The sequence below is a fragment of the Pedococcus badiiscoriae genome (genome assembly GCF_013408925.1).
GTDB lineage: Bacteria > Actinomycetota > Actinomycetes > Actinomycetales > Dermatophilaceae > Pedococcus > Pedococcus badiiscoriae.
Window position 1 is genome coordinate 2627797 of sequence record NZ_JACCAB010000001.1, and the last position, 12188, is coordinate 2639984.

Annotated in this window: 9 protein-coding genes and 1 pseudogene; 5 read left to right on the forward strand and 5 right to left on the reverse strand. The window is 70.6% G+C overall.

The features are described from left to right. Positions 1-4 precede the first annotated feature (4 nt). Together BJ986_RS12400 and BJ986_RS12405 are read right to left on the reverse strand one after the other, a co-directional pair. The gene (locus BJ986_RS12400) at positions 5-499 is read right to left on the reverse strand and encodes an SRPBCC family protein (RefSeq protein WP_179422257.1); all 495 of its coding nucleotides are present in this window, start codon (positions 497-499) and stop codon (positions 5-7) included. Then, positions 496-891, reverse strand: a complete 396-nt coding sequence (locus BJ986_RS12405; RefSeq protein WP_179422258.1) for an ArsR/SmtB family transcription factor — start codon at positions 889-891, stop codon at positions 496-498. Before BJ986_RS12405 ends, BJ986_RS12400 begins: the two co-directional genes overlap by 4 nt. Positions 892-990: 99 nt before the next feature. On the opposite strand from BJ986_RS12405, the gene BJ986_RS12410 reads away from it, so the two are divergent. Next, positions 991-1515 (forward strand): nitroreductase family deazaflavin-dependent oxidoreductase, encoded by a 525-nt coding sequence (locus BJ986_RS12410; protein WP_202881246.1) that lies wholly within the window; start codon positions 991-993, stop codon positions 1513-1515. On the opposite strand, the gene fabG is transcribed toward BJ986_RS12410, so the two are convergent. Then, positions 1488-2243, reverse strand: coding sequence for a 3-oxoacyl-ACP reductase FabG (fabG, locus tag BJ986_RS12415; RefSeq protein WP_179422259.1), 756 nt, complete (start codon positions 2241-2243; stop codon positions 1488-1490). The two genes, BJ986_RS12410 and fabG, sit on opposite strands and share 28 nt — an antisense overlap. Positions 2244-2489: 246 nt before the next feature. Here fabG and glgX point away from each other — a divergent pair, with 246 nt between their 5' ends. From glgX to treZ, 3 genes are read left to right on the forward strand one after another with little or no spacing between them, the layout of a single operon-like run. Next, the gene (glgX, locus tag BJ986_RS12420; RefSeq protein ID WP_179422260.1) at positions 2490-4655 is read left to right on the forward strand and encodes a glycogen debranching protein GlgX; all 2166 of its coding nucleotides are present in this window, start codon (positions 2490-2492) and stop codon (positions 4653-4655) included. Positions 4656-4672: 17 nt separating this feature from the next. Beyond that, complete coding sequence (treY, locus tag BJ986_RS12425) at positions 4673-7159, forward strand: malto-oligosyltrehalose synthase (protein ID WP_238338092.1); 2487 nt, start codon at positions 4673-4675, stop codon at positions 7157-7159. Then, complete coding sequence (gene treZ, locus BJ986_RS12430) at positions 7156-9015, forward strand: malto-oligosyltrehalose trehalohydrolase (protein WP_179422262.1); 1860 nt, start codon at positions 7156-7158, stop codon at positions 9013-9015. The genes treY and treZ overlap by 4 nt, the downstream gene beginning before the upstream one ends. Here treZ and BJ986_RS12435 read toward each other — a convergent pair. Further along, positions 9002-9949, reverse strand: a complete 948-nt coding sequence (locus BJ986_RS12435; RefSeq protein WP_179422263.1) for an acyl-CoA thioesterase domain-containing protein — start codon at positions 9947-9949, stop codon at positions 9002-9004. The genes treZ and BJ986_RS12435 overlap by 14 nt on opposite strands. Before the next feature lie 87 nt (positions 9950-10036). Continuing rightward, positions 10037-11488: a MocR-like transcription factor YczR gene (gene yczR / locus BJ986_RS12440; protein ID WP_179422264.1), complete on the reverse strand. Its 1452-nt coding sequence runs from the start codon at positions 11486-11488 to the stop codon at positions 10037-10039. Between the two features lie 62 nt (positions 11489-11550). Here yczR and yczE point away from each other — a divergent pair. Further along, positions 11551-12180, forward strand: a pseudogene (gene yczE / locus BJ986_RS16925) (membrane protein YczE); the annotation flags it as partial. Between the last annotated feature and the right edge of the window lie 8 nt (positions 12181-12188).

Below are 12188 nucleotides of genomic sequence, written 5' to 3' on the forward strand. Positions count from 1 at the left end.
ACCTCTAGCCGGCAAGCGCCTGGGCGACCTTCTCGAGGGCGTCGTAGGAGTCGTTGAGGCCGCCCTCCATGCCCGAGGCGAGCACCATCTCGACCGTCTCGGGGGAGTCGTACGTGATCACCGCCCGCAGGGTCGTCCTGCCGTCCTGCTCGGTGAAGCTCGTCTCGACGACCGCTGCCGGGCTCTGGATGTTGTCGAAGGCCTCGGTGTGCACGAGGCGTCGCGGCGGGTCGAGCTCGCGGTACTCGCCGGAGAACGACACCTCCTCGCCGCCGGGGGTGACCTGGGCGTAGTGCCAGCGACCGCCGACCCGGAGGTCGACCTCGCAGATCGTGACTTCGCCGTGCCCGGCCCCCCACCACTGGCGGATGTGCTCGGGCGTGGTCATCGCCTCGTAGACGAGGGCCGCGGGGGCGGCGAAGGTCCGGGTGATGACCATCTGTGCGCCCTGGGGGGTGACGGTGGCGCGCTGGTGGGTCTCGGCTGCTGCGTTGCTCATGACTGGTCCTCCGGGTGTGAGGTGGTGGCGGTGGTGGCGGTGGTGGGTGCACCGGGGGACGTGGGCGAGGCCGGTCCCTGGATGCGAGTGAGGTAGGCGTCGAGGTGGTCGAGGTTGGCCTCCCAGTGGCGGCGGTACTCCTCGAGCCACGACGTGGCGCTCTTCAGCGGTGTGGCGGTGATCCGGCAGTGCCGCCGTTGCCCGTCACGGTCCTTGGCGATCAGGCCGGCCCGTTCGAGCACCGACAGGTGCTTGGAGATGGCCGGCAAGGTCATGGCGAACGGCTCCGCGAGCTCGCCCACCGTGGCATCGCCCCCCGCGAGGCGCTCGAGGATGGCGCGTCGCGTGGGGTCCGCCAATGCGGCGAACGTGCTGCTGAGGGGATCGTCCATAGTCCTTAACCAATCGGTTTATTAACTGCTACGGAAACTATTAACCCGAGGTCGTCCGGCTGTCAAGGGGTGTGCCGCCTACCGGCGTAGCGTGGGCGCGTGCCGGGAACCCGCAGCCAGGACCTCAAGCCGTGGTTGCGCGCGCTCTTCGCGCTGCCGAATGCGTTGTACGACAACGGTTTCGGCTGGCTCCTCGGTCACCGCTTCCTGCAGCTGACCCACACCGGTCGACACAGCGGACGGCGCTTCCGGGTCGTCCTGGAGGTGGTGCGGTACGACCGGTCCACCGGTGAGGCGACGGTGCTGTCCGGCTACGGAAGGGGCGCGGACTGGCTGAGGAACCTGCAGGCTCGCGGCCCCGCGGCGGTGGACTTCGGGCGCGGGCCCGCGCCGGCGGCATACCGGGTACTGGGCCTCGAGGAGGCCGCCGAGGTGTATGCCGCCTACGAGTGGCGCAACCTGCTCATCGCGCCACTGGTGCGCTGGACGCTGACGGTGCTGCTCGGCTGGCGGTATGACGGAAGCCCGGAGGCTCGGCGACGGATGGTCGCCGAGCTCCCCATGGTCGCGCTGCGTCCATCCGGTGCCGAAGTCCCTCAGTCGAGCGGGCCGCCGGCGACGTAGATGACCTGGCCGGAGACGAACCCGGCGTCCTCGGAGCAGAGGAACCCGATGGTCGCGGCGATGTCCTCGGGCTGGCCGACCCGCTGCACGGGGATCGCCGCCGCCGAGTGGGCGATGAAGTCCTCGAACGAGACGCCGAGGCGCTCGGCCGTCATCTTGGTCATCTCGGTCTGGATGAACCCCGGCGCCACGGCGTTGGCGGTCACGCCGAACTTCCCGAGCTCGATGGCCAGCGTCTTGGTGAAGCCCTGGAGTCCGGCCTTGGCGGCCGAGTAGTTGACCTGCCCCCGGTTGCCCTGCGCGGAGCTGGAGGAGAGGTTGACGATGCGGCCGAACTTCTCGGAGGTCATGTAGCCCTGGACCGCGCGGGTCATGAGGAACGACCCGCGGAGGTGCACGTTGATGACGGCGTCCCAGTCGTCCTCGGTCATCTTGAAGAGCAGGTTGTCGCGGGTGATGCCCGCGTTGTTGACCAGGATCGTGGGGGATCCGAGCTCGTCGGCCACCCGCTGCACGGCCGCCTCGACCTGGGCAGCGTCGGCGACGTCGACGCCGACCGCCAGCGCGCGCCCGCCGGCGTCGGTGATCGCCGCGACCGTGTCGGCACAGGCCGACTCGTCGAGGTCGAGCACGGCCACGGCGTGTCCGGCCGAGGCGAGACGCTTGGCCGTTGCTGCGCCGATGCCGCGGGCGGCTCCGGTGACGATTGCGGTGCGCTGGGTGCTCATCGAAACTCCTGGGGGCTGGGGGCTGGGGTGGTCCGGGCCGGACCGCTGGGGTGGTCCGGGCGGGGGCCACAGCGGGTCCGGCTGCGTGCCTGTGCAGGTGAGTGTACTAAGCGGGCGCTTACCCGTGGGTGGCCCGTGGCGTGAAAACGTGGTGGTCTCGGGCACAATGAGAGTCGCTCGGGGCCGCTGACGTCCTCCCGCGCCGCTGCTGCTCTCGGCACGGACCCCCTACGACGAAGGCGATGCATGGAAATCTGGCCCGGCAAGTCCTACCCCCTCGGCGCCACCTATGACGGGACCGGCGTGAACTTCGCGCTGTTCTCCGAGGTGGCCACCAAGGTCGAGCTCTGCCTGATCGACGACGAGGGGGCGGAGACCCGCGTGGAGCTGCCCGAGGTGGACGGGTTCGTGTGGCACGCCTACCTGCCGGGGGTGCAGCCCGGACAACGCTACGGCTACCGCGTCCACGGTCCCTACGACCCGGCCAACGGCCACCGCTGCAACCCGCAGAAGCTGCTGCTGGACCCCTACGCGAAGGCGATCGACGGTCAGCCCGACGGCGACCAGTCGCTGTTCTCCTACGACTTCGACGCGCCCAGCGACGACCCGGCCAAGGCCAACGTCGACGACAGCCTCGGCCACACGATGACCGGCGTCGTCATCAACCCCTTCTTCGACTGGGGCCAGGACCGCCTCCCGCGCCACGAGTACCACAACACGGTCATCTACGAAGCCCACGTCAAGGGCCTCACCGAGACCCATCCCGACATCCCCGAGGAGATCCGCGGCACCTACGCCGGCATCGCCCACCCGGTGATCATCGAGCACCTCAAGGCGCTGGGCATCACGGCCATCGAGCTGATGCCGGTGCACCAGTTCGTCAACGACTTCACCCTGCGCGACAAGGGCCTGTCGAACTACTGGGGCTACAACACCATCGGGTTCCTCGCGCCGCACAACGGGTACGCGGCCTACGGCACCCGCGGCGAGCAGGTGGCCGAGTTCAAGGGCATGGTGAAGGCGCTCCACGAGGCGGGCATCGAGGTCATCCTCGACGTCGTCTACAACCACACCGCCGAGGGCAACCAGCTCGGCCCCACGATCTGCTTCCGCGGCATCGACAACGCCGCGTACTACCGGCTCGTCGACGATGACAAGGCGCACTACTACGACACCACCGGCACCGGCAACAGCCTGCTGATGCGCCACCCGCACGTGCTCCAGCTGATCATGGACTCGCTTCGCTACTGGGTCACCGAGATGCACGTGGACGGGTTCAGGTTCGACCTCGCGGCGACGCTGGCCCGCCAGTTCCACGAGGTCGACAAGCTCTCGGCGTTCTTCGACCTCGTCCAGCAGGATCCGGTGGTCAGCCAGGTCAAGCTGATCGCCGAGCCGTGGGACGTCGGCGACGGCGGCTACCAGGTCGGCAACTTCCCGCCGCTGTGGACCGAGTGGAACGGCAAGTACCGCGACACCGTCCGTGACTTCTGGCGTGGTGAGAGCGCCACCCTGGGCGAGTTCGCCTCACGCCTCACCGGCTCGAGCGACCTGTACGAGCACAGCGGTCGCAAGCCGATCGCCTCGATCAACTTCGTCACCGCCCACGACGGCTTCACGTTGCGAGACCTGGTGTCCTACAACGAGAAGCACAACGAGGCCAACGGCGAGGGCAACAACGACGGCGAGAGCCACAACCGGTCCTGGAACTGTGGCGTCGAGGGCCCGACCAAGGACAAGAAGGTCAACGCGCTCCGACTGCGCCAGCAGCGCAACATGCTCGCGACCCTCCTGCTCTCCCAGGGGGTGCCGATGCTCCTGCACGGGGACGAACTCGGTCGCACCCAGGGCGGCAACAACAACGGCTACTGCCAGGACAACGAGGTCTCCTGGATCGACTGGGACCTCGACCAGGACCAGCTCGACCTGATCGCGTTCACGCAGCGGCTGGTCGAGCTGCGTCGCGACCACCCGGTCTTCCGCCGCCGTCGGTTCTTTGCCGGGTCGGCAGACCACGGGGGCGAGAGCGCCGTGGGCGACATCGCGTGGTTCGAGCCGGGCGGCAACCACATGGACGAGGACTCCTGGGCCAACGGCTACGCCCGCTCGATGATGGTGTTCCTCAACGGACAGAGCATCCCCGAGCCCGACACCCGCGGTCAGCAGACCATCGACGACCACTTCCTGGTGATCTTCAACGGCCACGACGACGGGCTGCCCTTCGTCCTGCCCGGCAAGGAGTACGGCGAGCGCTGGGTGACGGAGCTGGACACCTCCGCGCAGGCGGTCGAGGCCACGGAGTACGAGCCGGGCGCCAAGGTGACGGCCAACGGCCGCAGTGTCGTGGTCCTTCGCTGTCCTCGTCCGGTCACCGCCGGATCGCCCGCTGGAGCGGCCGCCGCCCGCCGATGAACGAAAGGCAGACAGGTATGCCGAGTGGTGCAGCGCCGCACCGGCCGGGACCCGGGCGGGTCGTGCCGTCCGCGACCTACCGGCTTCAGGTCCAGCCCGACTTCACCTTCGGGGATGCCGCCGACCAGGCCGACTACCTGGCGGCACTGGGGATCTCACACGTCTACCTGTCGCCCATCCTGGCTGCGGCCCCCGGGTCGGTGCACGGCTACGACGTCGTGAGTCACGAGTTCCTCAACGAGGAGCTCGGTGGGTCGGCAGGCTTCGACCGCCTGACGACCCAGCTGCGCACCCTCGGGCTCGGCGCCGTGGTCGACGTCGTCCCCAACCACATGACGACTCCGACACCGGCCTCGCTCAACCACCCCTGGTGGTTCCTGCTGCGGGACGGGCGTGAGTCCGACCACGCGCACTGGTTCGACGTGGACTGGGAGGCCGAGGACGGTCGGGTGCTCGTCCCGGTCCTCGGCCAGCCCCTGGAGTCGGCGCTCGCCGCCGGCGAGCTGACCGTCGAGACCGGGGTTGGCCCGCACGGCCACGAGACGGTGCTGCGCTACTACGACCACGTGTTCCCCGTCAGGCCCGGGACGGAGTCACTCGAGCTCCCAGAACTCGTCGCGGCGCAGCACTATCGGCTCTGCGACTGGCGCGAGGGCGGCAGCCGGCTCAACTACCGGCGGTTCTTCGACGTGACCACCCTGGCGGCCGTCCGGGTGGAGGACGACGACGTCTTCGACCACACGCACCGTCTGCTCCTGGAGGAGTTCCGGGTCGGCACGATCGACGGGTTCAGGATCGACCACCCCGACGGCCTGGCCGATCCGGGCCGGTACCTCGCGCGCCTGGCCGACGCGACCGGCGACGCCTGGGTCGTGGCGGAGAAGATCCTCGAGGGCGACGAGCAGCTGCCCGACGACTGGCGCTGCGCGGGGACGACCGGCTACGACACCCTGCTCCGCGTCCAGCAGGTCTTCGTCGACCGAGCCGGTGAGCAGCCCCTGACCGAGCTGCTCACCGAGCTCGGTGGTGAGCAGGCAGACCTGCACGAGCTCGTGTCGGCGGCCAAGGAGCAGGTCGTCGCGCACGTGCAGGAGGCAGAGGTCAACCGGCTCATGCGACTGGCCGGGCGCATCCTCGTCGGTGAGGACCAGGACGCCCTGCGTCGTGGGCTCGAGGCGCTGCTCGTGTCGATGGACCGCTATCGCGCCTACCTGGTCCCCGGGCGCGCACCCGCGCCCGACCAGCTCGCCGTGCTGGCGCACGCCGAGGCGCGGGCTGCCGTGCTCCTGCCGGAGCACGACAGGGATGCGTTGGCGATGGTGGGCCAGCTCGCGGCGGGGGGACACCTGCCCGGCGCGCAGCCCGACACCCGTGGTGCCCAGCGCGAGTTCGTCGTGCGCTTCCAGCAGACCTGCGGACCGGTGATGGCCAAGGGCATCGAGGACACGGCCTTCTACCGGTACCCCCGCCTGACCGGGCTCAACGAGGTGGGCGGCGACCCCGGCCACCTCGGCGTCGTCCCCGACGAGCTGCATGCCTTCGCCAGCCGTCAGCTCGCCACCTGGCCGACCACGATGACGACGGCGTCGACCCACGACACCAAGCGCTCGGAGGACGTGCGCGCCCGGCTGTCCGTGGTCTCCGAGCTGCCGCAGGAGTGGGCGCAGTGGGTGCGCGAGGCCCGTGACCTGGCGGCTCCCCACCGGGGCACGCTGCTCGACGGCCCCACCGAGTACCTCCTGTGGCAGACCGTCGTGGGTGCCTGGCCGATCAGCACGAGCCGGCTGCAGGCCTACGCCACCAAGGCGGTTCGCGAGGCCAAGCAGCACACGACCTGGACCGCGCCGGACCCCGGGTACGAGGCCGACGTGGCCGCATTCGTCGAGGCGATGACGACCGACCCGGCCGTCACCGACCACGTGGGCCGTTGGGTCGAGCGGACCGCGCCGGCCGCCCGCGTGAACACCCTCGGACAGAAGCTGCTCCAGCTCGTCCTGCCCGGCGTCCCGGACGTCTACCAGGGCACCGAGCTGGTGGACCTCTCGCTCGTCGACCCCGACAACCGTCGGCCCGTCGACTACGCCTCGCGTCGTGCCCGACTCGCCCGGCTCGATGGCGGCGACCTGCCTCGCGACCTCGACGACGAGAAGCTGCTGCTCACCTCGCGAGCGCTGCGGCTGCGACATGCCCACCCCGAGTGGTTCACCGGCGACCACGCCACGTATGCCGCCGTCCCCACCTCGAGCGAGCACGCCCTCGCGGTCGGCCGCGGCGACGGCGAGGGAGTGCACGTCGTGACGGTCGTGACCCGCCTCAGCGAGGGACTGCGCTCCGCCGGCGGGTGGGGCGCGGCCACGGTCACGCTGCCCGACGGCGACTGGGTCGACCTCCTCGCACCTGGCTCAGACCGCCCGCCGCTGTCGGGCGAGGTCGAGCTGGAGGGCCTGCTGCGTGCCCTTCCGGTTGCCCTGCTGGTGCGGCATGGCAGCCTTGACCCGCGATGAACACGGCTGACACAGACACCAAACTCCTGCCAGGACCAGAGATCACGGTCTGGGCCCCCCACGCCCAGCAGGTGGAGGTGGAGTGGTCGGTCGACGACAGCGCGGCCCAGCGCTCGAGCATGGAGGCCAAGGGCGACGGCTGGTGGCGCTGGCAGGCGCCGGCGATGGCGGCATACCCGAGCCTTGACTATGGCTTCCGGATCGACGGTGGGCCGGCGACCCCGGACCCGCGGTCGCCCTGGCAGCCGCACGGAGTGCACGCCGAGAGCCGCTTCTTCGATGCCGGCCTGCACACCTGGCAGGACGCCACGTGGGCCGGACCCCAGCAGGGGGAAGGGGTGCTCGGCGGGGTGTTCTACGAGCTGCACGTGGGGACCTTCACCCCCGAAGGCACCCTCGATGCGGCCCACCACCGGTTGCAGCACCTCGTCGACCTCGGTGTCGACGTGGTCGAGCTGATGCCGGTGGCGTCGTGGCCGGGGCGCTGGAACTGGGGCTACGACGGAGTCGGACCCTGGGCTGTCGACGAAGAGTACGGCGGCCCGGCGGCGCTCCAGCGGTTCGTCGACGCCTGCCACCGCCTGGGGCTCGGGGTCTGTCTCGACGTGGTCTACAACCACCTCGGGCCGGTGGGGAACTACCTGTCCCGGTTCGGGCCCTACTTCTCCGAGGTGCACCCGACACCGTGGGGCAACGGGTTCAACCTCGACGGCCCTGACAGCCTGCACGTGCGGCGATGGATCGTCGACAACGCCCTGCGATGGTTCGACGACTTCCACGTGGACGCACTGCGGCTCGACGCCGTCCACGAGCTGCATGACGACTCCGGACACCACCTGCTCGCCCAGCTCTCCGACGAGGTCGCGGCGCTGAGCGCACGACTGGGCCGCCCCCTCGACCTCGTGGCCGAGAGCGACCTCAACGACCCCCGCACCGTCACCCCCACCGCGGACGGCGGCCAGGGCATGGACGCCCAGTGGGACGACGACGTGCACCACGCCCTGCACGTCACGCTGACCGGGGAGACCCAGGGCTACTACGGCGACTTCGCCGGACACTGTCCGGCGATGCCCGACGCCGGACCGCTGGCGGTGCTGGCCAAGACGCTGACGAGGGCCTTCCTGCACGACGGCTCCTGGTCGAGCTTTCGCGGGGCGGAGTGGGGCGCACCCGTCGACCGCGCGCGAGTGGACGGGCGACGGTTCCTGGCCTACCTGCAGACCCACGACCAGGTGGGCAACCGGGCGTTGGGGGACCGCATCTCGGCGCTGGTCACCCCCGGGAGGCAGGCCATCGGCGCTGCGCTCTACCTCACCGGCCCCTTCACGCCGATGGTCTTCATGGGGGAGGAGTGGGGGGCCAGGACGCCGTTCCAGTTCTTCACCGACTTCGATGACCCGGCGATGAAGGAGGCCGTCACCGCAGGGCGGCGACGCGAGTTCGAAGCCCACGGCTGGGCTGCCCAGGACGTGCCGGACCCGCAGGACGAGCAGACGTTCCGTCGCTCACAGCTGAACTGGGCCGAGCTCCGCGGCGAGGGCAATGCGCGGATGCTTGCCTGGTACCGGGACCTGATCGCGTTGCGGCGCATGGAGTTCGACCTCAACAACGGGCAGCTGGACTCGGTCGCGGTGGAGTTCGACGAGGACGACGGCTGGCTGGTCATGCACCGAGGCGCCTTCCGCATCGTGGCGAACCTGGGAGCCTCGCGCTGGACGGTGCCCCTCGACGGCGAGCCGGGACAGGTCGTGCTCGCGTGGGAGCCCGAACAGACCCGGTTGCGCGGTGACGGGGTGCACCTGCCGCCCTTCACCGCGGCAGTCGTCCACATGGGTGAGCCGCTCAGGACTCCTTGACGCGGACCATGCCCTCCTGGGCGACGGTGGCGACGAGGGTGCCGTCGGCGGCGAACATGCGCCCGATGCCCAGTCCTCGTCCGCCGGAGGCCGACGGCGACTCCTGGCTGTAGAGGATCCACTCGTCGGCCCGCACCGGGCGGTGGAACCACATGGCGTGGTCGAGGCTGGCCGGGCGGAGCCGACGGTCGGTCCAGGTCAGACCGTGCCGGCGGATGACGGGCTCCAGCAGGGTGTAGTCGGAGGCATAGGCCAGGACTGCCGCGTGGACCAGCGGGTCGTCGGGCAGCCGGCCCAGCGCCTTCATCCAGACGCTCTGGTGGGCCACCAGCTCCGGACCGGCCGCGAGGAAGAGGTTGTTCTCGACGTGCCGGTGCTCGATCGGACGGTTGGTGAGGTGGCGGGCGCCCGGGTGGTCGATGCCGTCGAGCTCCTCGGCCAGGGATCGAAGGTCGTCGGGACCCGGGACCTCGGGCATGGGGTCCTGGTGGTCCAGTCCGTCGGAGGCCTCCTGGAAGGACGTGATCATCGACAGGATCGGCAGGCCGTCCTGGATCGCATGGACCCGGCGGGTCGAGAAGGAGTTGCCGTCGCGCATCCGCTCCACCGCGAACCGGATCGGCTTGGTGTCGTCACCCGGCCGCATGAAGTACCCGTGCAGGGAGTGGATCCGGCGCGGCCCGTCGCCGTCGTCGATGTCCTGCATCGTCCGACCGGCGGCCATCACGCACTGCGCGAGCACCTGTCCGCCGAAGACCCGGCCGTGCGGCATCCGCTGGCTGCGTCCGAGGAACACGGTGGCACCGGACTCGCCGAAGTCGGCCCGGTCGCCGACTCCCTCGACGGTGATCCTCGCGGTACCCAGCTCCTCGAGGTCGAGGGTGTCCAGCAGGTCGGCCAGCGGGTCGAAGTCAGGAGAGCTCTCGTCGGTCACGCACCGACCCTAGCCGGACGCCGTCCCCGCTCACGCACCAGATCGGATGCAGCCCGGGGCCAGTCAGGGCCAGTCCGGCCCTCGCGCTCACGCGACGAGCGGCGTCCGGCCCTGTCGGGTGGGTCGCGCCGACTGTGCGTCCGCCCAGGCCAGCGCCAGGCGTTCGACGGCCTGGTCGATCACCTCGGGGGAGTGGCCGGTGAAAGGCAGTCGCAGGTACCGTTCCATCCCGCCCTCGACCGCGAACTGCGCGCCCGGGGCCAGGACGAGGCCGCGTTGGTCGGCCGCCGCACACAGCGGCGTGGACAGGGCCTCCGGCAGCTCGACCCACAGGCAGAGCCCTCCTTCCGGCAGGCGAAACTGCCACTGCGGCAGGCGATCTCGCAGTGCGCTGACGAGAGCGTCACGACTGGAGACGATGGCGGACCGACGCTCGGCGAGGACCTGTTCGCGACGGGCCAACAGGTCGGTCAGCACGAGCTGTTCGAGGACCGGGGCACCGAGGTCGAGGGTCAGCCGAGCGCTGACCAGGGCCGCCATCAGGTCGCGCGGCGCGCGGATCCAGCCGATGCGCAGGCCACCCCAGTAGGACTTGCTCGCCCCGCCCAGAGTGACCGTGCGCGGGTGGTGCGCGGCCAGCGGCCGCGGCATGACCAGCCCCGGGTCGTGCGCCAGGTCGACCAGCGTCTCGTCGACGATCCCGACCGTGTGCGTGCCGGCGAGCGCGTCGGCGAGGCCGGCTCGCTGCTCCTCGGACATCAGGGCGCCGGTGGGGTTGTGGAAGTCGGGGATGAGGTAGGCCGCCCGGGGAGCGGTCTGGCGCAACGCGGCGTCGGCAGCCTCGACGTCCCACCCGTCCCGGTCGAGTGGCAGCGCCACGGCACGGGCGCCGGAGCGACGCAGCGTGTCGATGGCGTTGGGGTAGGTCGGGCTCTCGAGCAGGACGCGGTCGCCGGGGGAGAGCAGGGCGCGCGCGGTCACGGCCAGCCCGGCCAGCGCTCCGCTGGTCACCATGATCTGGTCGGGGGTGGTGGCCAGCCCCCGCTCGGTGTACTGGTCCGCCAGGGCCTCGCGCAGGCTGGTCAGCCCCAGAGGGTGGTAGCCCGTGCCCGTGAGGTAGCGGGGCAGCTCGAGCACGGCGCGCTCGTAGGCCGCGACCGTCCCACCGGGGGCGCTCATGGAGGCGCAGGTCAGGTCCACCACGTCGCCGACGAGCTGGTCCGACGTCGGCTGCAGGGCCGTGCCCTGGCGGCGGCCGGGTCCTTCACCCGGCAGTGCCGCCACGCTCCCCGAGCCCTGGCGGGAGGCGAGGTACCCGCGGTCGCGCAGGTCGGCATACGCACGGGTGACGGTCGTGCGGCTGACGCCCAGGGCAGTGGTGAGGTCTCGCTCGCTGGGCAGCCGCGTCCCGACCGGGACGCGTCCGTCGGCCACGAGCAGCCGGAGGGCATCGGCGAGGCCGCGATACGCGGGCGTCGTCTCCAGGGCGGCGCCGAGCATGGGCACGAGTCGAGAGGCGGAGATGCTTCGCGTCACCATGCAGACCACTTTTGCACAATTGGCTATGGAAGAACAGACCAATAGAGGCCAATCTGGGGAACGTGACCCGAACCAGCCCTACCTCGATGACCCCGCTGGAGCAGCTGCGCGCCGGACGGACCATGAGGCGGCTCACCCAGCTCGCTGTGGGCCTCACGCTGTACGGCGTCTCGATGGGCATGATGCTGCGCTCAGGTCTGGGGCTCGACCCGTGGGACGTCTTCCACTACGGGATCGCCCAGCACCTGCCGGTCAGCTTCGGCACCGTGGTGATCATCGTGGGAGTGGCGGTGCTGCTGCTGTGGATCCCGCTGCGGCAGTGGCCGGGGCTCGGCACGATCGCCAACGTCATCGTGATCGGCGTGGCCACCGACGGCACCCTCGCGCTGCTCTCCGCGCCCGGCGCCATGGTCGCCCGGGTCGCGTTGCTGCTCGGCGGGATCGTGCTCAACGGCCTGGCAGGCGCGCTCTACATCGGGAGCCAGTTCGGTCCCGGACCCAGGGACGGCCTGATGACGGGGCTCGTGCGGCGCTCCGGAGGCAGCATCCGAGTGGTGCGCACCAGCATCGAGCTCACGGTCCTGATCGTGGGCTGGCTCATGGGAGGCGTCGTGGGCCTCGGCACGATCCTGTATGCCGTCTTGATCGGCCCCGTGGTCCAGGTGTTCCTGCCGATCTTCACGGTGCCGCTCGGCACCCA

What these genes read in the sequence shown, in the direction of transcription:
- treZ (WP_179422262.1), top strand. Translation starts at nt 7,156, where the DNA reads ATGAACACGGCTGACACAGACACCAAACTCCTGCCAGGACCAGAGATC.
- treY (WP_238338092.1), top strand. Translation starts at nt 4,673, where the DNA reads ATGCCGAGTGGTGCAGCGCCGCACCGGCCGGGACCCGGGCGGGTCGTG.
- fabG (WP_179422259.1), bottom strand. Translation starts at nt 2,243, where the DNA reads ATGAGCACCCAGCGCACCGCAATCGTCACCGGAGCCGCCCGCGGCATC.
- BJ986_RS12405 (WP_179422258.1), bottom strand. Translation starts at nt 891, where the DNA reads ATGGACGATCCCCTCAGCAGCACGTTCGCCGCATTGGCGGACCCCACG.
- BJ986_RS12400 (WP_179422257.1), bottom strand. Translation starts at nt 499, where the DNA reads ATGAGCAACGCAGCAGCCGAGACCCACCAGCGCGCCACCGTCACCCCC.
- glgX (WP_179422260.1), top strand. Translation starts at nt 2,490, where the DNA reads ATGGAAATCTGGCCCGGCAAGTCCTACCCCCTCGGCGCCACCTATGAC.
- yczR (WP_179422264.1), bottom strand. Translation starts at nt 11,488, where the DNA reads ATGGTGACGCGAAGCATCTCCGCCTCTCGACTCGTGCCCATGCTCGGC.